The sequence below is a fragment of the Streptomyces sp. NPDC007896 genome (assembly GCF_042959425.1).
Classification (GTDB): Bacteria; Actinomycetota; Actinomycetes; order Streptomycetales; family Streptomycetaceae; genus Streptomyces.
This window is the reverse complement of record NZ_JBIBKX010000028.1, coordinates 1-22,456: the sequence shown is the minus strand read 5'-3', so window position 1 is coordinate 22,456 and position 22,456 is coordinate 1. Positions and strand designations below refer to the sequence as shown.

Annotated in this window: 18 protein-coding genes and 2 pseudogenes; 15 read left to right on the top strand and 5 right to left on the bottom strand. The window is 69.7% G+C overall.

What is annotated here, in order from left to right; genetic code table 11:
* The first annotated feature begins 20 nt into the window (after positions 1 to 20).
* From ACFZDJ_RS50555 to larC, 12 genes and pseudogenes are all read left to right on the top strand, one after another.
* The gene (locus ACFZDJ_RS50555) at positions 21 to 1,583 is read left to right on the top strand and encodes an ATP-binding cassette domain-containing protein (protein WP_391069704.1); all 1,563 of its coding nucleotides are present in this window, start codon (positions 21 to 23) and stop codon (positions 1,581 to 1,583) included.
* Positions 1,576 to 2,613: an ABC transporter permease gene (locus ACFZDJ_RS50550; RefSeq protein ID WP_391069702.1), complete on the top strand. Its 1,038-nt coding sequence runs from the start codon at positions 1,576 to 1,578 to the stop codon at positions 2,611 to 2,613. Before ACFZDJ_RS50555 ends, ACFZDJ_RS50550 begins: the two co-directional genes overlap by 8 nt.
* 94 nt (positions 2,614 to 2,707) lie before the next feature.
* A complete protein-coding gene (locus tag ACFZDJ_RS50545) occupies positions 2,708 to 4,042 on the top strand; it encodes an enolase C-terminal domain-like protein (RefSeq protein ID WP_390939078.1) in 1,335 nt (444 codons plus the stop codon).
* Positions 4,035 to 4,937, top strand: coding sequence for an amidohydrolase family protein (locus ACFZDJ_RS50540; protein ID WP_391069700.1), 903 nt, complete (start codon positions 4,035 to 4,037; stop codon positions 4,935 to 4,937). Before ACFZDJ_RS50545 ends, ACFZDJ_RS50540 begins: the two co-directional genes overlap by 8 nt.
* Positions 4,928 to 5,365, top strand: a complete 438-nt coding sequence (locus tag ACFZDJ_RS50535; RefSeq protein ID WP_391069698.1) for an RbsD/FucU domain-containing protein — start codon at positions 4,928 to 4,930, stop codon at positions 5,363 to 5,365. The genes ACFZDJ_RS50540 and ACFZDJ_RS50535 overlap by 10 nt, the downstream gene beginning before the upstream one ends.
* Positions 5,362 to 6,405, top strand: a complete 1,044-nt coding sequence (locus ACFZDJ_RS50530; RefSeq protein WP_391069696.1) for an alcohol dehydrogenase catalytic domain-containing protein — start codon at positions 5,362 to 5,364, stop codon at positions 6,403 to 6,405. The genes ACFZDJ_RS50535 and ACFZDJ_RS50530 overlap by 4 nt, the downstream gene beginning before the upstream one ends.
* Positions 6,402 to 7,163: an SDR family NAD(P)-dependent oxidoreductase gene (locus ACFZDJ_RS50525; protein WP_391069694.1), complete on the top strand. Its 762-nt coding sequence runs from the start codon at positions 6,402 to 6,404 to the stop codon at positions 7,161 to 7,163. The genes ACFZDJ_RS50530 and ACFZDJ_RS50525 overlap by 4 nt, the downstream gene beginning before the upstream one ends.
* Positions 7,160 to 7,807 carry a bifunctional 4-hydroxy-2-oxoglutarate aldolase/2-dehydro-3-deoxy-phosphogluconate aldolase gene (locus ACFZDJ_RS50520; protein WP_391069693.1) on the top strand — a complete coding sequence of 216 codons (648 nt, stop codon included), beginning with the start codon at positions 7,160 to 7,162 and terminating at the stop codon, positions 7,805 to 7,807. The genes ACFZDJ_RS50525 and ACFZDJ_RS50520 overlap by 4 nt, the downstream gene beginning before the upstream one ends.
* Positions 7,804 to 8,841 carry a PfkB family carbohydrate kinase gene (locus ACFZDJ_RS50515; protein WP_391069691.1) on the top strand — a complete coding sequence of 346 codons (1,038 nt, stop codon included), beginning with the start codon at positions 7,804 to 7,806 and terminating at the stop codon, positions 8,839 to 8,841. The genes ACFZDJ_RS50520 and ACFZDJ_RS50515 overlap by 4 nt, the downstream gene beginning before the upstream one ends.
* A gap of 34 nt (positions 8,842 to 8,875) precedes the next feature.
* Positions 8,876 to 9,877 carry an aldo/keto reductase gene (locus ACFZDJ_RS50510; protein WP_391069689.1) on the top strand — a complete coding sequence of 334 codons (1,002 nt, stop codon included), beginning with the start codon at positions 8,876 to 8,878 and terminating at the stop codon, positions 9,875 to 9,877.
* Between the two features lie 2 nt (positions 9,878 to 9,879).
* Entirely contained in the window at positions 9,880 to 10,602 is a 723-nt protein-coding gene (locus tag ACFZDJ_RS50505; protein WP_390939062.1) for an FCD domain-containing protein, read from the top strand.
* A 36-nt stretch (positions 10,603 to 10,638) separates the two neighbouring features.
* A pseudogene (larC, locus tag ACFZDJ_RS50500) lies at positions 10,639 to 11,342 on the top strand (nickel insertion protein).
* Positions 11,343 to 11,373: 31 nt separating this feature from the next.
* Here the strand turns inward: larC and ACFZDJ_RS50495 are convergent.
* Positions 11,374 to 11,808: an RICIN domain-containing protein gene (locus tag ACFZDJ_RS50495; protein ID WP_391069812.1), complete on the bottom strand. Its 435-nt coding sequence runs from the start codon at positions 11,806 to 11,808 to the stop codon at positions 11,374 to 11,376.
* 5 nt (positions 11,809 to 11,813) lie between these two features.
* Between ACFZDJ_RS50495 and ACFZDJ_RS50490 the strand changes: the two are divergent.
* Positions 11,814 to 12,035, top strand: a pseudogene (locus ACFZDJ_RS50490) (FCD domain-containing protein); the annotation flags it as partial.
* Between the two features lie 47 nt (positions 12,036 to 12,082).
* Here ACFZDJ_RS50490 and ACFZDJ_RS50485 read toward each other — a convergent pair.
* From ACFZDJ_RS50485 to ACFZDJ_RS50475, 3 genes are all read right to left on the bottom strand, one after another.
* Entirely contained in the window at positions 12,083 to 13,048 is a 966-nt protein-coding gene (locus ACFZDJ_RS50485) for a glycoside hydrolase family 6 protein (RefSeq protein WP_391069687.1), read from the bottom strand.
* Between the two features lie 96 nt (positions 13,049 to 13,144).
* Complete coding sequence (locus ACFZDJ_RS50480; protein ID WP_391069685.1) at positions 13,145 to 15,187, bottom strand: non-reducing end alpha-L-arabinofuranosidase family hydrolase; 2,043 nt, start codon at positions 15,185 to 15,187, stop codon at positions 13,145 to 13,147.
* 50 nt (positions 15,188 to 15,237) lie between these two features.
* Complete coding sequence (locus ACFZDJ_RS50475) at positions 15,238 to 16,872, bottom strand: family 43 glycosylhydrolase (RefSeq protein ID WP_391069810.1); 1,635 nt, start codon at positions 16,870 to 16,872, stop codon at positions 15,238 to 15,240.
* A gap of 466 nt (positions 16,873 to 17,338) precedes the next feature.
* Here ACFZDJ_RS50475 and ACFZDJ_RS50470 point away from each other — a divergent pair, with 466 nt between their 5' ends.
* On the top strand, positions 17,339 to 18,985 hold the full coding sequence (locus ACFZDJ_RS50470; RefSeq protein WP_391069683.1) for a ricin-type beta-trefoil lectin domain protein: 1,647 nt from the start codon (positions 17,339 to 17,341) through the stop codon (positions 18,983 to 18,985).
* Positions 18,986 to 19,016: 31 nt separating this feature from the next.
* Complete coding sequence (locus tag ACFZDJ_RS50465) at positions 19,017 to 20,318, top strand: cellulose binding domain-containing protein (RefSeq protein WP_391069681.1); 1,302 nt, start codon at positions 19,017 to 19,019, stop codon at positions 20,316 to 20,318.
* Between the two features lie 131 nt (positions 20,319 to 20,449).
* Here ACFZDJ_RS50465 and ACFZDJ_RS50460 read toward each other — a convergent pair whose 3' ends face one another.
* Positions 20,450 to 22,201, bottom strand: a complete 1,752-nt coding sequence (locus ACFZDJ_RS50460; protein WP_391069679.1) for a cellulase family glycosylhydrolase — start codon at positions 22,199 to 22,201, stop codon at positions 20,450 to 20,452.
* Between the last annotated feature and the right edge of the window lie 255 nt (positions 22,202 to 22,456).

Below are 22,456 nucleotides of genomic sequence, written 5' to 3'. Positions count from 1 at the left end.
ACGAGAACAAGGCGGTTGAGATGAGTGACGGGGAGCGAGCGATCACCCCCGTGCCCGCCCCGGCGGACGACGGACGGGCCCCCTCGGACCCGCCCGTCGTCGAGGCGACGGGCATAGTCAAACGATTCGGTCCGACGGTGGCCCTGAACGGCGCCCGGATCACCATCAGGCCCGGCGAGACCCACGCGCTCGTCGGCCGCAACGGGGCGGGCAAGTCGACCCTGGTGTCGGTCCTCACCGGCCTTCAGACCCCCGACGAGGGAACGGTCACCTTCGGCGGCGAGCCTGCGCCCCGGCCCGCCGACCGGGACGCCTGGCGACAACGCGTGGCCTGCGTCTACCAGAAGTCCACGATCATCCCCACGCTGACCGTCGCCGAGAACCTCTTCCTGCACCGGCACGACCACGGAAGCAGCCGGCTCATCAGCTGGCAGGCCACCCGTCGCCGCGCCCAGGAACTGCTGGCGACCTGGTCGGTGGACGTCGACCCGCACACCCCGGCGGGCGAACTGAGCGTCGAGCAGCGGCAGTTCGTCGAGATCGCCCGCGCGCTGTCCTTCGGGGCGCGGTTCATCATCCTCGACGAGCCGACGGCCCAGCTCGACGGGGCCGCCATCAACCGCCTCTTCGACCGCATCCGTGACCTGCAACGCCAGGGCGTGACGTTCCTGTTCATCAGTCACCATCTCCAGGAGGTCTACGAGATCTGCGACATGGTGACGGTGTTCCGCGACGCTCGGCACATCGTGACCGCGCCGGTCGCGGAGCTCCCCCGCGTCGAACTCGTCGCCGCCATGACCGGTGAGGCGGCAGCCGGCCGGCGCGAGGAACGGGCGAGCACCCTCACTCCCGGCGCCACGGCCGCACTGAGCGTCCATGCTCTGCGAGGCGACGCGTACGACGACGTCGGCTTCCAGGTCGGGGCCGGTGAGATCGTCGGCCTCGCGGGCGCCGCCGGCAGCGGACGTACCGAGGTCGCCGAGACCGTCGTAGGGCTGCGGGCGGCAGCGGCGGGCGAGGTGGAGATCGCCGGGCAGAGGCCCCGGCCGGGCAGTGTGCCCGCGGCGCTCGCCGCCGGTGCCGGGTTCGTTCCACAGGACCGGCACCACCAGGGCTTCGTGCCCGACATGTCCATCGCGGACAACGCCACACTGTCCGTACCGAAGCGCCTCGGCTCGAACGGGTTCCTGAGCCGCAGCCGCCGGGACCGGCTCGCCGAGGGCATGATCGAGTACCTGGCGATCAAGACCCCCGGTCCCGAACTGCCCGTCTCCGCCCTGTCCGGAGGCAATCAGCAGAAGGTCGTTATGGCCCGCGCCCTGGCGAACGACCCGCGTCTGCTGGTCCTGATCAACCCGACCGCGGGCGTGGACGTGCGATCCAAGGAGTTCCTCCTCGGCAAGGTCGAGGAGACCGCGGCCACCGGCACCGGAGTGCTCATCGCCTCCGACGAACTCGACGATCTGCGCATGTGCGACCGGGTCCTGGTGATGTTCCAGGGCCGTGTGACCTCAGAGATCGCCCGCGGCTGGCACGACCACGACCTCGTGGCCGCGATGGAAGGAGTGGACCTCAATGCCTGAAACCGTCCTCGCGGACACCGCCGCCCCCAGGGAAACGGAAGCGAAGCGAACCACGCTGCTCGGCGGCCGGATACCCCTGGCGCGCCTGCGCGATCTCGCGCTCGTCCCTGCCATCGTGGTCATCGCGATCGTCGGCCAGATCGTCAACCCGGTCTTCCTGCAGTCCGACAACCTCATCAACGTCCTGCAGACCATGTCCGAGATGGCCCTGCTGGTCCTCGCCCAGGCGGTGATCCTGATCGTCAAGAAGATGGATCTGTCCCTCGAGTCCACGATGGGCCTCGCGCCCGGCGTGGCGGCCTGGCTGGTGGTGCCGACCGGCGCGGGACACGGTCTCGGGTTGCTGTCCGGCGCCTGGGCGATCCCGGTCACGCTCGCCGTGGGCGCGCTGGTCGGCGTGATCAACGCCCTGCTGATCATCCGCTTCGGTCTCAACGGATTCATCGTCACCCTGGGCATGCTGATCGTGCTGCGCGGCGTCCTCACGGGCATCTCCGGCGGCCAGACCTTCTTCCAGCTGCCCGAGTCGATGCTCTACCTGGGTACCGCCGAATGGTTCGGGATGCCGGCCTCCATCTGGATCTGCCTGGTCCTGTTCGCCGTCGCCATCGTCGTCCTCGGCTGGACCAGCTTCGGCCGCTCGCTGTACGCCATCGGCGGCAACGTCGACGCGGCGAAGGCGGCCGGCATCCGCACCGACCGGGTGCTGTGGATCGTCATCGTCACCGGCAGCGTGCTTGCCGCCCTTGCTGGGCTGATGCTCTCCGGACGGCTGGCCTCCGTCGCCTCCGCACAGGGCAACGGCTACATCTTCACCGTCTTCGCCGCCGCCGTGATCGGCGGGATCAGCCTCAACGGCGGCAAGGGCACCATGTTCGGGGCGTTCTGCGGCATCCTGCTGCTCTTCATGATCCAGAACGTGCTCACCCTGGGCGGCGTCCCCGCCCAGTGGATCGGCGCCCTCAACGGCCTGATCATCCTGGTCGCCCTCGCCATCTCCCGCATCACGGGCGGCAAGGTCCAGGAGTGAACCGGGCGGCCCTTAGGGCCGCCCGACACCCTGCGCCGCCCCATTTCACGTCGCAAGGGCCCGTATTGCCCCTGCTTTCACAGGAGTTGCCGCCATGTCATCCGCCCTGCCCGCTTCCCCGGCTTCTGCCCGCATCACCGCCCTGGACGTCCTCGACGTGCGCTTCCCGACGTCCGAGCACCTGGACGGGTCGGACGCGATGAACCCCGAACCCGACTACTCCGCCGCCTATGTCGTCCTGCGCACCGACTCCACCGACGGACTGGAGGGCCACGCCCTCGCCTTCACCACCGGACGCGGCAACGACGTTCAGGCCGCCGCCATCGCGGCCCTCGCCCCGCACGTGGTCGGCCTGTCCGTCGAGGAGGTCTGCTCCGACCTCGGCGCCTTCTCCCGCTCCCTGGTCCACGACCCCCAACTGCGCTGGCTGGGGCCGGAGAAGGGCGCCATCCACATGGCGACCGGCGCGGTCGTCAACGCCGCCTGGGACCTGGCCGCCAAGCGCGCGGGCAAGCCGGTGTGGCGGTTCCTCGGCGAGATGTCGCCGGAGGAGCTGGTCGCCCAGGTCGACTTCCGCTGGCTCAGCGACGCCCTCACCCCCGAGGAGGCCCTGGAGATCCTGCGCCGCGCCGCGCCCGGCCGCGAGCACCGCGTCGGCCGGCTGCTCGACCAGGGCTATCCCGCCTACACGACCACCCCCGGCTGGCTCGGCTACTCCGACGAGAAGCTGTCCCGCCTGGCCCGCGAGGCGGTCGCCGACGGCTTCACCCAGATCAAGCTGAAGGTCGGCGCAGACCTGGAGGACGACGTACGCCGCATGCGCACCGCCCGCGAGACGGTCGGTGACGACATCCGCATCGCCGTCGACGCCAACCAGAGATGGGACGTCCAGCCCGCCATCGACTGGATGCGCGCCCTGGCCCCCTACCGGCCGTACTGGATCGAGGAGCCCACCTCACCCGACGACATCCTCGGCCACGCCACCGTGCGCAAGGCCGTCCGCCCCATCAAGGTCGCCACCGGCGAGCACATCGCCAACCGGGTCGTCTTCAAGCAGCTCCTCCAGGCCGGCGCGGTGGACATCGTGCAGATCGACTCCGCACGGGTCGGCGGCGTCAATGAGAACATCGCGATCCTGCTGCTCGCCGCCAAGTTCGGCATCCCCGTCTGCCCGCACGCCGGCGGCGTCGGCCTGTGCGAGATGGTCCAGCACCTGTCGATGTTCGACTACGTCGCCGTCTCCGGTACGACCGAGGACCGCGTCATCGAGTACGTCGACCACCTGCACGAGCACTTCGTCGACCCGGTGCGCATCGTCCATGGCCACTACCTGGCGCCGACGCTGCCGGGGCTGAGCGCGCAGATGCACCCCGAATCCCTCAAGGAGTACGTCTACCCCGACGGCCCCGTCTGGACCGCCCGTGTCTGACGGTCAGGCCCTCGTCGACGCCCACCACCACGTCTGGGACCTGGACCTGCGGCCGCAGCCCTGGCTGGACGAACCCGGCCATGAGCCGATCCGCCGCAGCTTCAGCTCGCTCGCCCTGCGCTCGGCCGCGACCCGGCCGATCGCCGGACGGCGGCTGACGAGCACGGTGGTCGTCCAGTGCGTCACGTCCGTGCCCGAGACCCGCGACCTCCTCGCTCTGGCCGAAAGGGACCCGCTGATCGGCGCGGTCGTCGGCTGGGCGGACCTGACATCCCCCGCGATCGGCGACGTCCTCGACGACCTGCGGACAGGGTCCGCCGGCCGGTACCTGAGGGCCGTACGCCACATCGTGCAGGGTGAATCGGACTCGCACTGGCTCCAACGACCCGACGTGGAGCGCGGGTTGCGGGCGGTCGGAGAGCGCGGGCTCGGATACGACGAGCTGATCCGCAGCCACCAGCTCCCGCGGGCGATTCGCCTCGCGGAGCGGCTCGCGGAGCTGCCGCTCGTCCTGCACCATGCGGGCAAGCCGTCCCTCGCACGGCGAGAACTGACCGACTGGGCACGGCAGGTGCGGGCCCTGGCCAGGCATGCCCAGGTCCGCTGCAAGGTGTCGGGCCTGGTCACGGAGGCCGACCACGAGAAGTGGACCGTCGACGACATCCGCCCGGCCTGGGACGTCCTGCTCTCCGCTTTTGGCCCCGACCGGCTGATGTTCGGCTCCGACTGGCCGGTCTGCGTCCTCGCCGGCGGATGGAACCGCTGGGCCGCCACCGTCGAGGAACTCCTGGACGGCTGCTCCGGCCCCGAGATCCACGCGGTCCTCGCCGGCACCGCGACCGCCTTCTACCACCTGACCCCCGCCCCGACGAAGGAGGGGACACTGTGCTCCTGACGGAACTGCTGCACCCCGGGATCCTCGAAGCCCTGGCCGGAGCCGGCCACGGCGCCCGCGTCCTGCTCGCCGACGGCCACTACCCCGCGAGCACCGCCACCGGCGAGCGCGCCAGGATCGTGCACCTCAACCTGGCCCCCGGTCTGCTCGACGTCACCACCGTGCTCGACGTCCTGCTGCGCGCCCTGCCCGTCGAGGCTGCCCACGTCATGGTGCCGCCCGAGGGCGAGTCGGAACCGCCCGCCATCGCCGAGTACCGCTCGATGCCGGCGCCCGTCCCGTTCGACACGCTCGGCCGCTTCGAGTTCTACGACGCCGCCCGCTCGCCCGACCTGGCGCTGGCGATCGTCACCGCCGACACCCGTACCTACGCCAACCTGCTGCTGACCATCGGCGTCCGCGCTGAAGGGACCCTGACGACACGATGACACTTGCCGTCCGTTACATTTCCGCCCGCACCCTGGACACCGCTCCCGCCGAACCCTCCTCTCCCGGTCCGGGTGAGGTGGAGCTGGCTCCCGCCTTTGTCGGTATCTGCGGTACTGATCTGCACATCTTCCACGGCGACATGGACGCCCGGGTCGCCGCGCCCGCCGTTCTGGGACACGAGATGTCCGGCCGCGTCGTACGCGTCGGTCCGGGTGTGGAGGGCTGGCGGCCCGGTGACGCGGTCACGGTGATGCCGTTGCGCTGGGACGACACCTGCCCGGCCTGTCTCGCGGGTCATCAGCACATCTGCCAGCACCTGGACTTCATCGGCATCGACTCCCCGGGCGCGATGCAGCAGCGGTGGACCGTGCCCGCCTCCACCCTCATCCGGCTGCCCGACACCCTTCCCCTGGACCTGGCCGCGCTCGTCGAGCCCACCGCCGTCGCCGTGCACGACGTGGGCCGGGCGAAGGTCACCGAGGGCGAGAAGGTCGTGGTGGTCGGCGGTGGTCCGGTCGGCATCCTCATCGCGCTGGTCGCGCGGGCCACGGGGGCCGAGGTCAGGGTGGTGGAGCTGAGTGCCCACCGTCGGCTGCTGGCCGAGGAGTTGGGGCTGACGGCGTGGGACCCGGCTGACGACGACGTGTCGGCGCTCGTGCAGCAGTGGACGGGGGACGCGGGCGCGGATGTCGCCTTCGAGGTGTCCGGCGCGGCGGGCGGCGTGGACACCGCGGTCGACGTGCTGGGAGTGCGCGGCCGGTTGTGCCTCGTGGCTATCCACCCCCGGCCCCGCGAGGTGAATCTGCATCGCTTCTTCTGGCGCGAACTCACCCTCATCGGCGCCCGGTTGTATGACCGCTCGGACTTCGAGCGGGCGGTGACACTCGTGGCGGACGGCACGATTCCGGCCGGGCGGCTGATCAGCAAGGTCGTGCCGCTCACCGAGGCGCGCGCCGCGTTCGAGGCGCTGGAGGGCGGCAGTGACGTGATGAAGATCCTCGTGGACTGCACCGGCGACACCGAGGGAGTGGCCGTATGACCGTCTTCGACCTCACCGGGAAACTCGCTGTCGTCACCGGGGCGCGGCGCGGCATCGGCCGGGCCATGGCCCGCGCGCTCGCGGCGGCCGGCGCGGACGTCATCGGCGTCAGTGCGTCGCTGGAGGAGTCCGGCAGTGCGGTGGAGAAGGACGTCCTGGCCGCGGGCCGTACCTTCGAGGCGGTCCGCGCCGATTTCGCCGACCCCGAAGCCGTACGGGCTCTGGGTACGGACCTGGCCGGGCGGGAGCGGCCGGTGGACATCCTGGTCAACAACGCGGGCACCATCCGCCGCGCCCCGGCCGCCGAACACAGTGACGCGGACTGGGAGTTGGTACTCCAGGTCAACCTGAGTGCGCAGTTCGCGCTGACCCGGACGGTCGGCGCCGCGATGGTGGCCCGCGGCCGGGGGAAGGTCATTTTCACGGCGTCGCTGCTCAGTTTCCAGGGCGGCATCACCGTTCCCGGCTACACCGCCGCCAAGCACGGCATCGCCGGACTGACCAAGGCGCTGGCCAACGAGTGGGCGCCGCACGGCGTGAATGTCAACGCCCTCGCGCCCGGCTACATCGCCACCGACAACACCCAGGCACTGCAGGACGACCCGGTGCGCAGCAAAGCGATCCTGGACCGCATCCCGGCCGGACGCTGGGGCAACGCCGACGACCTCGCGGGCGCCACCGTCTTCCTCGCCTCGGACGCCGCCGCCTACGTCCACGGTGTCGTCCTGCCCGTCGACGGCGGATGGCTCGGCCGATGACCGCCGGCTTTGCCTCCGTGCTGAACGGCTGCCGTCTCCTTCCGGTGCTGACCGTGCCGTCCACCGCGATGGCCGGCCCACTGGCCGACGCTCTCGCGGCGGGCGGTGCCCGGTGCGCCGAGGTCACCTTCCGTACCCCGGGCGCCGAGCGGGTGCTCAAGGCCATGGCCGCCCACGGTGGCCTGGCCGTCGGCGCCGGCACGGTCCTCACGCCCGAGCAGGCGGAGCGGGCCGTGGCGGCCGGGGCCCGCTTCGTGGTCTCGCCCGGTTTCGACGAGGACGTCGTCGCGAAGTGCCGGGAGCTGGGGGTGCCCGTGGTGCCCGGCATCGCCACCGCCACCGAGCTGATGCATGCCCTGCGCGCCGGCCTCGACACCGTCAAGCTGTTCCCTGCCGAGGCGCTCGGCGGCCTGCGGACGCTGCGAGCGCTCGCAGCGCCCTTCCCCGGAATGCGCTTCGTACCAACCGGAGGGATCGACGCCTTCCGCCTGGCCGCCTACCTCGCCGACCCGGTGGTCCTCGCCGTCGGCGGCAGCTGGATGGCCACCTCCGCCCACCTGGAGCGCGGCGACTACAAGGACATCCGCCGACTGACCGTCGAGGCCGTCGAGGCCGTCGAGGCCGTCGAGAGGAGCATGACGTGATCGACGTGGTGGCCCTGGGCGAGGTGATGCTGCGCTTCGATCCGGGCGAGGGACGGATCCGAACCGCCCGCTCCTTCCAGGTCTGGGAGGGCGGCGGCGAGTACAACGTGGTGCGCGGACTGCGCCGCTGCTTCGGCCTGCGGGCAGCCGTCGTTACCGCGCTGGCCGACAACGCGGTGGGCCGGCTCGTCGAGGACCTGATCCTCCAGGGCGGCGTCGACACCTCGCTGATCCGCTGGGTGCCCGACGACGGGATCGGCCGCAGCGCCCGCAACGGGCTGAACTTCGTCGAACGCGGCTACGGCATCCGCGGCGCCCTCGGTGTCAGTGACCGCGCCCACACCGCCGTCTCCCAGCTGCGCAAAGGGGACGTCGACTGGGACGCCGTGTTCTCCGCCGGGGTGCGCTGGTTCCACACCGGCGGCATCTTCGCCGGCCTGTCGGACACCACACCGGATGTCGCGGACGAGGCCATGGCCGCGGCGCGCCGCCATCGCGTCACGGTCTCCTACGACCCCAATTACCGTCCCAGCCTCTGGGCCGGCCGGGGCGGCGCCGACGCCGCCCGCGAGGTCGACCTGCGGCTGGCCCGGCAGGCCGACGTCGTGGTGGGCGCCCTAGGCCTGGCCGGGACGTATCCGGGACAGGCGCGCGTCGGGGCCGACGAGGTGGCGGACGCGCTCGCCGAGGTGGCCGGCCTGCTGCCCGAGGCGAAGGTGCTGGCGACGACCCTGCGCGAGGTGCCCTCCGCCGGGGTCAACGACTGGTCCTCGGCCGGCTGGTCCGCCGAAACCGGCTTCGTCACCGGCCCTCGGATGCCCGGCCTGCAGGTTCTGGACCGCATCGGCTCCGGTGACGGCTTCGCCGCCGGCCTGATCCACGGACTGCTCAGCGACACCGGCCTGGAGCGCGCCCTGGCCTACGGCACCGCCCACGGCGCGCTCACCATGACCACGCCCGGCGATGTCTCCATGGCTTCGCTCGCCGAGGTCGAGGCGCTCATCGCGGGCGGATCAGCCCACGTCAGTCGCTGACCGGCGCCCCTCACCCGTATTCCAGGAGCACGTCTTGCACCAGCAGAAGATCCAGGACACATCCGTCTCACTCACCGAACTCGGCTTCGGGGCGTCCGTGATCGGCAACCTGTATCGCGTCACCCCGGTGGACGATGCGACGGCCGCCGTCGACGCGGCTTGGGATGCGGGCATCCGCTACTTCGACACCGCACCGCACTACGGCCTTGGCCTCTCCGAACAACGCCTCGGGGCCGCCCTGCGAGGCCGCCCGCGCGACGAGTACGTCATCTCCTCCAAGGTGGGCAGGCTGCTGGTGCCCAACGAGGAGCCACACGGCGTCGACACCGAGGGCTTCGTCGTCCGCGACGACCTGCGCCGCCAATGGGACTTCAGCCGGGACGGCGTGCTCCGCTCCATCGAGGACACGCTGGAGCGCACCGGCCTGGACCGACTGGACATCGTCTACCTGCATGATCCGGACGACCACTGGCAGCAGGCCGCCCAGGAGGCCATGCCCACTCTCGCCGACCTCCGCGACCAGGGCGTGATCGGCGCGATCGGCGCCGGCATGAACCAGTCGGCCATGCTCGCCCGCTTCCTGCGCGAGACCGCCGCCGACGTAGTGATGCTCGCCGGCCGCTACACCCTCCTGGACCAGTCCGGCCTGGACGACGTCCTGCCCGCCGCACAGGAACACGGCAAGAGCGTCGTGGCGGTCGGCGTCTTCAACTCCGGACTGCTCTCCCTCGACCGGCCCGCCAAGGGCATGAAGTACGACTACCAGGACGCCCCACCGGAACTCGTCGCACGGGCCCTGGCGATCGCCCAGGTCTGCGCGACGCACGGCACCACCCTGCCCGCCGCCGCCATGGCGTTCCCGCACACGCATCCCAGTATCATCAACGTCACCCTCGGCATGCGGACTCCGGAACAGGTCGGACGAAACGTGGAACTCCATGATCAGCACATCCCTGACGGTCTCTGGGATGATCTCCGTGCTCAAGGGCTGATCAGGTCGGACGTACCCGCTGAGCGCGGTCGGGGTAGGGAGTAGCGGTGTCTCTGACGGACAAGGCCATCGAGCGGATCCGTGAGCTGATCCGGACCGGTGCCCTGCCACCCGGCTCGAAGCTCCCGCCGGAGCCGGACCTGGCCGCACAGCTGGGGCTGTCCCGCAACCTCGCCCGCGAAGCGGTCAAGGCGCTGGCCGTCGCACGGGTCCTGGAGGTCCGGCGGGGCGACGGCACGTATGTGACCAGCCTCCAGCCGAGCCTGCTGCTGGAGGGGCTCGGCGGCGCGGTGGAACTGCTGCAGGGCGACTCGGTCGCCCTGCAGGACCTCATGGAGGTACGCCGGCTCCTCGAACCGATCGCCACGGCCCTTGCCGCCACCCGGATCTCCGACGACCAACTGGCCGAGGTGAAGCGACACTTGGACGCCATGCGCGAGGCCCGCGACGACGTCGGACAACTCAACGCCCACGACGCCGCCTTCCACCGCGCCGTCATCTCGGCCACGGGCAACGAAACCCTCCTCACCCTCCTCGAAGGAATCTCCGGCCGCACCCTGCGCGCCCGCATCTGGCGCGGCCTGATCGACACTCAGGCCGCGGGCCGCACCCTCGCCGAGCACGAGGCGATCTTCAACGCGCTGTCCACCCGTGACTCCGCCCTCAGCCAGGCCGCCGCACTGCTGCACGTGAGCAACACCGAGCGGTGGCTGAGGGAATACCTGCGCTCCGGCGAACCCCTCCCCTTCGGAACGGCAGCGCGGAACTGACGGGCGGCCGCTGCCCGCCACCGGCCACCGGCCGCCGTGACCGCTGTGGCCGCTGTGGCCGAGGGCAGGCCGCACGACGCGGACGAGGCCACCGTTCATCTGCACGAACCGGGCGGCCAACACATGCTCGTCGACATCTCCGGCACCGCCGCCCTGCACGCCCTGGGCGTCACCGAGGTCGTCGCGCACCGCTCCCGCTCGGCCGGGGCCGGGTGAACTCCGCGCACGGCGTGCTTACCTGCACGGCACCGGCAACCCTCGCGCTGTCGGCCGGAGCAGCCGTCACGGGCAGCGACCTGCCCGGGGAGACGGTGACACCCACCGATGCGGCACTGCTGCGTGCCGTCGGAACACGATACGGACCGCTCCCGCCCATCACCCTGGGCCGCACCGGCTACGGGGCGGACCCCCGCCGCCTGCCCGACCGGCCGAACGTCACAGCAGTGACGCTCGGAACCCCCGTACCCGACACGGCAGCCTGTGGGACCGGTGGGAGGGCGTCGAAGCCCAGTTCGCCCGCATGGCCCGATGGGTCTCTGACAGAGCGCAGCCCTGTGGCTGATCTCGCGTTTCCCGCTGATGATGGGCGGCGACCTCCCCACCAGCCCGCCGGAGACCATCGACCTCTCACCAACGACGAGGCGCTGGACGCGCTGTGGCACAGCGGTGACAAAACCGGGAGGGCGGCCGACTGTGGCCGTCCTGGCGAGTGCGACAGTGGCAGGGGAGCGAGGAGCTGAGGCAACCCCACCCCGCTCCCTGCCCAGTGGCTCAGACCGCGACGATCTGCCACTCCTGGTTGGAGCCGCCGTCGGTGGACCACTGGATGATGCGGGTGCCGTCGGCGGTGGCGCCGTTCTCCGCGTCCGCGCACAGGCCGCCCTTGACGTTGACCAGGCGGTAGTAGCCACCGCTCGTGGGGACGACCTTCCACCACTGGTGAGCCGCCGAGTTGTCTGTCCACTGGTCGAGCACCTGCCCCTTGGTGGTCGACCCGCCGGGGGACTCAAGGACCTTCCCGCTCTTCACGCTCACCAGGCGGAAGGATCCGTCGCGGTTGGGCTGGAACCTCCATTGCTGGTTCGTGCCGCCCGACCACGCCCACACGATGGCCGCGGCCCCGTCGGCCGTCGACCCGTCCTTGATGTCGAGCACCTTGCCGCTTCTGCGATTGACCAGACGGAAGGCGCCACTGAGGAGACCGATGGTGATCGTCGTCGCGTGACGCGCGCCGACTGCAGCGGCAGTCCAGCGCGATCGGGATCCACGACACGCTCGGTGAAGGAACCGAGTCCGCGGTCGTGGAGCACGAGGTGATCTACCGGGCCATTCGCGACGGCCGGCCCGACGAGGCGGCCGAGGCCACGGCGACACACCTCGACAGGACGCTCGAGGACTACCGGCGGGAGATTCAGCGACGCCTGTTCGGATAGACGTAGAAGTGCTCCGACCCGCCCCGGTAGTGGAAACACACCTCCGTTCAGTAGCCGTAGATCATCTTGTAGGCGACCTCGGGCAGGAACTGTCCGGCCGAGGAGCCGGTTCCGGCGCCACAGTTGCCGTCGGACTCGCCCGGGACCTTGATCCACAGGAGCATCTCGGCGCCTCCGCCCACCCGGGTGGGGGTGCCGATACGGCGACCTGAGGGGTTGCACCACTGGCCGTTGGAGCCGTTGCCGTTGCGGCTGGTGTCCACGACGAACGGCTTGGTGTAGCCGTACCGGGCGCCCAGTTCACTGTTCACGGCGTTGCCGTACGCGGTGTTCTCGGCCGTGGTCAGGTAGTTGGAGACGTTGAGCGAGAAGCCGTGGGCCTGTCGGAGGCCGGCTTCGTGGAGGCGCCGGGCCATGGTCGCCGCGCTCGCCCAGGCCGGGTTGCCGCCGTCGAGATAGACCCAGGTGTTGGGAGCCTGGCGATTGAACTCGGCGAGCGCGCCGGTGAGCATCCCCTCGCGTTCGTCGACCTGGGCCTGGGTCATGCAGCCGTAGTCCCCGAGGGAGTCCGGTTCGAGGATGACGACGGCCGGGCGGCCCGCGATCCCGCCCGCGAACTGGGCGATCCAGTTCGCGTAGCCGGACGGCGAAGAGGCTCCGCCCGCGGAGTGCCCGCCGCAGTAGTCGCGGTTGTAGATGTTGTAGGCGACGAGGATGGGCAGCTTGTCCCAGTAGTCGGCGGCGCCCACGTACGCGCCGGTGGCCGTGCCGATGGTGCCGCTCCAGGAGCCGAACCAGCGGGCTGTCGGGGTGTTGGCGATGGAGGCGTTGATCGCGGGCGCCCGGCCGTCTCCGAGGTTGGCGGCGACCCACCGTTTCCCGCTGGAGTCGGGATCCACGTAGAACCCGTTGGTCATGGTCGTCGGGTCGGCCGCGTGGGCGGACGGTGCGGTGGCGAGCGCCAGGGGCAGCGAGGAGAGCGCTGCCACCAGAGCGAGGAGTCTGCGGCGCATGACAGTACCTCGGCTTTCTGACAGGGATATGTCCGAAGGTCGGCGGTGAGCATGGGGGAGCGCTCCCACCGGAAGCGCTCCCCACGGCACGGTCGGTCAGCAGGTGGAGTTGGTCTGGGTGAGGAGGCCGAGCCGCCACGGGAGGCTGTTGTAGTCGCCGCTCGCGTTGGGGTCCTTGCCCTGGTAGAGGTACTGGAGTCGGCAGGCAGGAATGGTGAGTGTCTGGTCGTAGCCGGCGCGGATCATTTCGCCGTGGCTGATGTCCTTGGTCCACGCGCCTGTGGGGAAGGTGACGTTGCTCGCCCGTGCGAACGGGTTGCTCTCGGTGGCGGCCAGGGGTGTCCAGGAGCCGGCGAGGCTGCTCGTCGTCCAGGAGCGGAAGTAGCGTCGGCCGTCCGATCCGATGGCCTCGACGAGCAGCAGGTACTGGTTGGCGCCCTGCACCTTGTAGACGTTGCTCGCCTCGAACAAGGCGTACCTGTGGGAGTCCTGGGCCGCGATGACGGTGTTGGTGAACCCGTTCGGGAACTGGCCGACGGTCGTCTGGGAGCGGTACAGATGCCCGTTGTCGTCGGAGGAGAATAGGTAGCAGTTGGCGTTGTCGCAGATCACCCACATGTCGACCCAGTAGCCGTTGCCGATGTTCTGCCGGATGATGTCCGGCATCGAGGCGTAGAAGTTACGCGGCGCGCTCCAGCCGTTCGGGTTGCTGATGTCGGGGTTGGTGGAGTACGACGCGTTGCCGGTCTGGTAGACGAGGTACCACAGGCGTTGCGGCGCGTAGTAGAACACCTGCGGCGCGGCCCGGTAACCGGACCCGATGGCGGTGCGGTCCAGGTAGTGGTGCGTGGCCGAACCCGCCTGCGACCAGTCGCTGAAGTTCAGGTAGACCAGGTTGTAGCCGGAGGCGTTCGCGGTGCTCGCGAACACGTGGTACTTGCCGTTGTAGTAGACGACCGTCGGGTCCTTGATCCCGGTGATGTTGTGGGTCGCGTCCGGCTTCGGCGAGATCAGCGCACCGCTGGAGCTCCATGTGAAGGTGGAGGGCAGGGCGGCTGCGGACTTGGCCGAGCGAACTGCCGTACGCCGAGCGGTCGTTGATCCGCTCGCGGCGGTGGGGGTGCCGCCCAGCGCGGTCAGTGCCGCGTTGTAGGCCGGCTTCTTGTTGCCGTTGCGGTCGAACAGCAGGGGGTTTTCGCCGCTGCGCCACGAGTCGCTGTCTCGGATGCCCCAGGCCGTGATGCCGGTGCAGCGGGGGACGTTCATGCAGGCCCTGACCGTGTTCGCGTACGCGGTCGGCGGCGCCTGCGCGATGTCCAGTTCGGTGATCTGGACGTCCACGCCGAGGGCGGCGAAGTTCGACAGCGTGGTCTGGAAGCCGGCCGGCGGTCCGCCGGTGCCGAAGTGGGACTGGAAGCCGACGCAGTCGATGGGCACGCCACGGGACTTGAAGTCGCGCACCATGCGGTAGACGCCCTGCGTCTTGGCCGCGTTCCAGTCCTCGATGCTGTAGTCGTTGTAGCAGAGCTTGGCCGCCGGGTCGGCCGACCGAGCCGTGCGGAACGCCTGCTCCAGGAAGCCGTCGCCCAGCACGTCCCGGAAGACCGAGCTGCGGAGCTGGCCGCTGCCACCGTCGGCGAACGCCTCGTTGACCACGTCCCAGGCGTAGATCTTGCCCTTGAAGTGGTTCATCTCCGCGGTGATGTGATTGTTCATCACACTGCGCAGAGTGTTCGCGTCCCTGATGGAGCTGACCCAACTGGGCAGTTGGGAGTGCCAGACGAGCGTGTGGCCGCGCATCCGCTGCCTGTGCGCGATGGCGCGGTTGACGATCTGGTCGGCGGGGCCGAAGTTGAAGTTGCCGCGGGATGGTTCGGTGGTGTCCCACTTCATCTCGTTCTCGGGTGTGACCGAGTTGAACTCACGGTCCAGGATGCCGGTGTACGTGCCGTCGCCGAGCCGGCCTGCGGCCACGGCGGTTCCGAAGTACCGTCCGGACTGGGCCGCCTGGGCGCCCAGGGTCGAGGCCCGGACGGCGTCGGGCGCGCCGGTCGCGGTCCCGGGTGTCACCAGGACGGTCGCGGCCAGCAGGCCCAGGACCGAGGCTCGGCGACAGCCGAGCCGTTTCAGCGGGTTCATAGTTCTCCTTGTGGGGTGGGTGGGGGGCGTGGTGCGATCGGTGGACCTCTTCAGGGCGTGGTCAGCTCGAACCGCGCGATGCGCACCGAGCCGCCGAGCGCCTGGGTGGCGTGGTTGAAGAGGGCGAAGCGGTAGCCCATGAAGAACCGCCAGTCGTTGTCCTGGGAGAAGGCGGGCCCGAGGCGGGTGAAGGTGGTGCCGTCGGTGCTGTAGGACAAGGTGCCGGGGCGTCCGGTGCCGGGGCGGATGTCCGCGTTCGCGCGCAGCCAGACGCGGCTGCCGGAGAGGGTCGCGCTCGCGGCCTCGGTGCCGGAGCCGGTGGTGTTCCAGTTGCCGTCCATGGTCAGCCCGTTGACCATCACCAGCCGCGTCGTAGCGTCGTCGCGCTTGACGCCGATCCAGGCGGAGGAGTCACGCAGCAGTGCCAGTCCGGCGCGGTCGCCGTCGCGCATCGTGGTGTGGTCGAGCTGGACCGTGGCGGTCGAGGTCGGGCCTTGGATGCGGTGGGTGAGGGTGTTGCGGGCCCAGTACAGGTCGTTGGTGACGGTCGCGGTCCGCAGGGTCAGTCCGTTGTCGAGCGACCATTTGGTGTTGTCCGGGTTGTGGTTCCACTCCCACCGGGGCTTGAGGGTCGTCCCGTCGAAGGTGTCGACGCCGATCATCGGGGTGACCTGGCGGGGTGGAGTGGGCACGGCCGGGCTGGGATACGAGGTGCCCCATGCGCCGTTGACGAGTTGCACGACGGGCCAGCCGTCCGCGGTCCAGGTGATGGGCGCCAGGGCGGGCATCCGGCCGCCGGGGTAGGCGTCCACGAAGGCCAGGTAGTACCAGGCGCCGCTCCGCGTCTGCACCAGCCCGCCCTGGTGCGGGACGCCACCGCCGGGGATCGGCCCGCGCAGGTCGAGAAGGACCTGCCGCATCGTGTACGGGCCGAAGGGGCTGCTCGACGACTTCAGGATGTACTGCCCGTTCGCGGGTCGGGTCAGGAAGATGTAGTACTGCCCGTTGATCTTGTAGAAGCGGGAGCCCTCGAGGGTGCCGACACTCGACGGTGCGGTGAACACCTCTTGCGTGCGCACCTGGTTGCGGCCGTCGGGTGAGAGCTGGGCCACGCTGATGGTGGTGTTGCCGTACGCCACGTACAAGGTGTCGTTGGTGTCGACGAGCAGCCCCGCGTCGTAGTACGGGGTGCTGATCGTCGTGAGTCTGTTCCACGGCCCCTCGGCGGCGGTGGCGGTGTAGACGTACGTCCGGGCGAAGTCGATCTGGCCCAGCCTGTAGAAAGTCCGGTTGCTCGGCCGGTAGGCCAGCGACGATGCCCAGATGCCCCGGACGTAGCCACGGGCGCCGTTCAGGTCGTACTTGGCGCCGAAGTCGAGGACGGGCACCGAGTGGCCGGCGATCTCCCAGTTGACCAGGTCGTACGAGCGCAGGACGGGTGCGCCCGGCGAGTAGTGCGTCGTCGTGGCCGAGGCGTAGTAGGTGTCACCGACGCGGATGACGTCGATATCCGCGAGGTCCTGCCAGATCACCGGGTTCGTGAAGGCCGCCGCGGTCTCGAGGGCCGGCACTTGGGTGGAGGCGGTGCCGGGGGCCGCTGTCGGAGGAAGCAGGGCACCGGCGGCCAGGCCGGTGGCGGCCGTCAGCGTGCGTCGACGGGAGAAAGCTTGATGAGTCCATGACATCTGCACGTGTGGCGTTCTCCTTCTGTGGCCCAGCCGTTGGCGGTTGGAGTTGTCCGGAGGTGCCCTGCTGGTTCGCCAGGAGCGGCTGCTCCGTATACGAGATGTCGAACGTGGATCGGCTTGTCGAGCACCCTGGATGATAGAGAGCCGGTGAACCCCGTCAATACCTCTCGCACAAATCGTTGGCGGCTTCGAAACATTCGAAGATTGATCCCATGTCGCCTCGGGTCAGATGCCCGGGTAGTGCAGATGTGCCACTTTCCCTGAGCCTGTATGGCCGGATCGTGGAGGCAGTGCGGTGATGGGTGTTGACATGTTCGATGGCCTCCCTAGTATCCGTGAGGCCTTAGTTTCCGAATGACTCACGAAATTTCGAACTGCCCATCCCTCTTCTGTCATGTGTCATGGACGTGACATCGATTTTCGTGTCACCCGCCCATGGCGCCCTTCCGTGAAGGAGCCCTTGGTGCCCAGACGGCCAGGCGGACGACTGCTCCGCCTCCTCGCGACCATCGTGCTGACGGTCACCGCGTCCGTGACGGCGTCCGCTCACTCCACTGCTTCGGCCGCGCCCGGCAGCCCGGCGCTCACTCCACCGTTGGGCTGGAACAGCTGGAACAGCTTCGGGTGCGGGGTCACGGAGGCGCAGGTTCGCCAGGCCGCCGACGCGATGGTGTCCTCGGGGATGCGGGACGCCGGTTACCGGTACGTGGTGGTCGACGACTGCTGGTTCGACCCGCAGCGTGACGCGGCGGGCACCCTGCGGGCCAATGCGGCCAAGTTCCCGAGCGGGATGAAGGCGCTAGGGGACTACATCCACGGCAAGGGGCTGAAGTTCGGCATCTACCAGGTGCCGGGCGAGCGTACCTGCGCGCAGACCAGCGGCGCCTATCCCGGGTCGACGGGCAGCAGGGGGCACGAAGCCCAGGACGCCGCCACGTTCGCCGCCTGGGGTGTGGACTACCTCAAGTACGACTGGTGTTCCTCCAGCGGCACCCGTGACGAGCAGGTCGCACGGTTCACGGTGATGCGCGACGCACTGCGTGCCACCGGGCGGCCGATCGTCTACAGCATCAACCCCAACAGCTTCCACGCCATCACCGGCGCCACGTACAACTGGGGCGAGGTCGCCGACCTGTGGCGGACGACCGAGGACCTGCTCGACATCTGGCAGAACGGCAACACCAACAGCTATCCGATGGGCGTCGGCAACGTCCTTGACGTCACCGTGCCACTGGCGGCGCAGTCGGGTCCAGGGCACTGGAACGACCCGGACATGCTGGTTGTGGGCCGTCCCGGCCTGTCACTGACCGAGTCCCGCTCGCACTTCGCCCTGTGGGCGCTGCTGGCTGCCCCGCTCATGGCCGGCAACGACATCCGCACCATGTCCGCCGACGTGAGCGCGATCCTGCGCAACCCGCGTCTGCTGGCGGTGAACCAGGATCAGCTGGGCGCGGGCGGGCGCAGGGTGCGCGACGACGGCAGCACCGAGGTGTTCGCCAAGCCGCTGTCCGACGGCTCGGTAGCGGTGGGCCTGTTCAACCGGGGAGGCAGCACCGCGGCGGTCAGTACGACAGCAGCTCAAGTCGGCCTGTCCGGCGGGCCGTTCACCCTCACCGATCTGTCGACCGGCGGCACGTCGAGTACCGCGGGGCAGATCTCGGCGAGCGTCCCCGCGCACGGCGTGGCCGTGTTCCGGGTGAGTGGTGGCAGCCCGCCGGCCGCCACCACCTCGCGGCTGCGCGGCAACGGGTCCGGCCGCTGTGTGGACGTGGACAACGCCTCCACCGCCGCCGGGACGACAGTACTGCTCTGGGACTGTCATACGGCCGCCAACCAGCTGTGGACCACGTGGGCCGGCGGAGAGATCCGCGTCTTCGGCGACGAGTGCCTGGACGCCTACGACCAGGGCACCACCGACGGCACCCGTGTCATCACCTGGCCCTGCAACGGCCAGGACAACCAGAAGTGGTCCGCCGGTTCCGACGGGTCGATCCGCAACGTCCACGCCGGGCTGTGCCTCGACGTCGACCGGGCCGGCACCGCGAACGGGACCCCGTTGGTGCTGCGGACCTGCAACGGCCAGGCCAACCAGAAGTGGACCCGCGCGTGAGCAACCGCGGCTTCAGAAGGGGAGTTTCACGATGACGAGGACGAGATCCCTCTTATGGTCCGCCGTGGTCGCGGTGGTGGTCGTCCTGAGCATGGGAGGCACGGCGATGGGCCGCGGCCAGGGCGAGAACACCCAGCGCACGGTCTCCGCCACGGCGGCCGCATCCGCCGACGCCGCTGCCCCGACCGCAGGGTGCGGCAAGGCTCCCGTCCTGACGAGCGGAACGCACACGATCCAGAGCGGCGGCAAGAACCGGAACTTCATCCTGCGCGTCCCCGACGGCTACGACCGCAACCGTGCCTACCGGCTGGTCTTCGGGTTCCACTGGCTGGGCGGCACCTCTACCGACGTCGCCACCGGTCGCACCGTGGAAACGGGCACCTGGGCCTATTACGGGCTCCAGAGACTGGCGAACAACAGCACCATCTTCGTCGCACCCCAAGGTCTCGACAACGGCTGGGCCAATGCCGGTGGGGAGGACGTCACCTTCGTCGACGACATGATCAGGCGCATCGAGACGGATCTGTGCGTCGACACGACACAGCGCTTCGCCCTGGGATTCAGCTACGGAGCCGCCATGTCGTACGCCCTGGCCTGTTCCCGCGCGACGGTCTTCCGCGCGGTCGCGGTCCAGAGCGGCGGGCAGCTCAGCGGATGCAGCGGTGGCACCCAGCCCATCGCCTACCTCGGGGTGCACGGCCTCAGGGACAACGTCCTCGGCATCTCCGGCGGACGGGCGTTGCGGGACAGGTTCGTCAGGAACAACGGCTGCACCGCCCAGAACCCGCCGGAGCCGGCGCAGGGCAGCCTCACGCACCGGGTCACCGCCTATTCGGGTTGCTCGGCTGGGCATCCGGTCGTCTGGGCCGCGTTCGACGAAGGGCACATCGCCGCTCCGCAGGACGGGGCCGCGGGTGACAGCGGATCCAGGACCTGGGTGCCGCAGGAGGTCTGGAAGTTCTTCACGCAGTTCCAGACCTCCAACCCGCCGCCGGGGACGGCGACCTGCCGGGTCACCAGCACCGTCAGCGCCTGGAACACCGGCCTGACGTCGAACATCACCATCACCAACACCGGCACCACCGCAATCGACAGCTGGTCCCTCGCCTTCACCCTGCCCGACGGCCAGACCGTCACCTCCGGCTGGAACGCGGTCTACTCGCCCGCCTTCGGCCAGGTGACGGCCAGGAACGTCGCCCACAACGCCACCATCGCTCCAGGCGCGTCGGTCGACATCGGCTTCCAGGCGACCCACACCGGCAACACCGCTCCACCGAGCTCCTACACCCTCAACGGCTCGGCCTGCGCTGCGGCGGTGACTGCGGCGAAGTGACCGACGGTTCGTCGGCGCCCGCCCTGGCGCTCTCCGCCTGCGGCTGAGCACCAGGTCGGGCGGCGGGTCAGTGGTCGCGGCAGTGGGGCCTCCCGGTGCCCGGTCGGCGCCCCATACGGCTGGAGCCGTAGTCAGGAGGTCGTGCCGGTCACCGTGCTTCCCGACTTGGTCACGTGGTACGTCACGGTGGCGCCACTCCAGAAGTGGAAGGTGAGGTTGACGCGCGTGTTGTCCTTGAGCGCGTCGAGGAAGGCGGGGGTCAGGCGGATGGTCTTCTTTGCGTAGTCCGGCGCGAAGGCCGTGTTGAACTCCTGGTACGAAGTCCAGTTGGTCGGGCCGGCGTTGCTGCCGTCGGCGTACGTGGCCTGCATCGTCGCCAGCGCGTCACCCCGGAACTGTGTGGGGATGCCGAACGACGCCGTCGTACCGGTCGTGTCCGTCTGCACCGGGGTGTCGTAGGTGACCACCTGGATGCGCCAGGGCACTCCCCGGGAGAACCCGGCTTGGAGCGTCCCGTTGACGCCGGGGGAGCGGTCGCCGACGAGCCGGGTGAGTGCGGCCGCCTTCAGGGTGAGCCGGCTGCCCGAGAGGGTGTAGTCCCGGCCGTTGACCAGCTTGGTGGTGCCCTGCTTGAGCCCTGTGAAGGTGGCGCCGTTCAGGTCCAGGGTGAGCGTACGGTCCTTGACGCGGCCGGACCTCGTCACGAAGACGCGGTCGGTGGAGGCCGTCGCCGAGCGCGTCGTCCAACTCGACTTCATCTGGCGGAACAGCCCCGTGTCCTGCCACCGGCGCTTGGCGCGGTCGTAGAAGGCGCCGTTGTCCCACAGCACGGTAGTGACTTTGTTGGTGCGGGCGGCGTGGCCGAGCGCCTCGAAGTACTTGAGCATCTCGCCGCGTTCGACCGCGCCGGGACCGTGGTCGTAGCCGAGCAGGCCGTACTCACCGAGGACGACGGGGATGCCCTGGGAGACGAAGGTGTCGCGCATCCGCTTGAACGTCGTGTCCAGGTCGCCGCGGGCCTGCGCGTCGAAGCGGGTGGAGCCGGCGACGTTCACGCTGAACGGGAAGTAGCCGTAGTAGTGCACGGTCGCGATCAGCCGGGAGTCGTGCAGCGACTTGATCGTGGTGACCAGGCCGTCCATCAGCCGCTGGTCGGGGGTGCAGACCTCGGTGGGCAACATGAGCAGACGGTTCTTGTTGTTGCCGCCCGAAGCCCGCACGACCTTGTGGAAGGACGCGTTCAGCTCGTTGAGCAGCTGCGCCTTGCGGGTGTTGTCGGCGTTGTCGAACTGGGGCTCGTTGACGCTCTCGAAGACCAGCTGTGCGGGCTCGTTCCGGAACGCGGAGGATATCTGGAGCCAGGTCGCGTCGAAGCGGGCCAGGACCTGGTCGTGGTCGGTGGACATCTTGCTGGTCCACTTCCAGGAGTCGTGATGCACGTCGATGACCACGTAGAGGCCGTCGGCGATCGCCCAGTCGACGACCTGCTTGACCCGGCTCATGTACGCCGGGTCGATGATGTAGTTCGGCGCTGCTCCCTGGTGGTCGCTCCAAGTCACGGGGATTCGGATGCTCTTGAAGCCCTGGGCGCGGACCGAGTCCAGCAGGTCCTTGGTGGTGCGCGGCTGACCCCAACTTGTCTCCTCGGGGCCGGCGTCCAGGCTGTTGCCCAGGTTCCAGCCCGGCTGCATCGCGGCCACGGCCGCCGTCGCGTCGCCGGGTACCGGGGCCGGCGCCGCTGCCGCGTGAGGCTCGGCGTCGCCGCCGAACGTCCCGAAGACCGCGCCATAGGCGAGAACGCCCGCGGCGATCAGCGCCAGCGGCGTACCCACGGCCAGCCGAAGCCTGCGTCGGCGGTGCTGTGGGGCTTGCTGCTTTCTCATTGCTCATCCGTTCTGGAAGATCGAGCGGTTTTGCTTTCCAGTGGTCGCCGCCGGGCAGGAGGTTGCCGCGTTTCACAGAAAGGGCACAGAAAAGAGGCCGCTACCCCTGCGACGACGTTCGTCCACGCCGGTCGGCCCCTTCCCGTGCTGCGGCGGAGCCAGAGGGCGTCTGAAAAGCCGGTCAGCGGGGCGCTCTTGCGAGTCGCCGTAGGAGCAGCATGGCCATGGCGAGGTAGATGACGTTCTCCGAGTTGA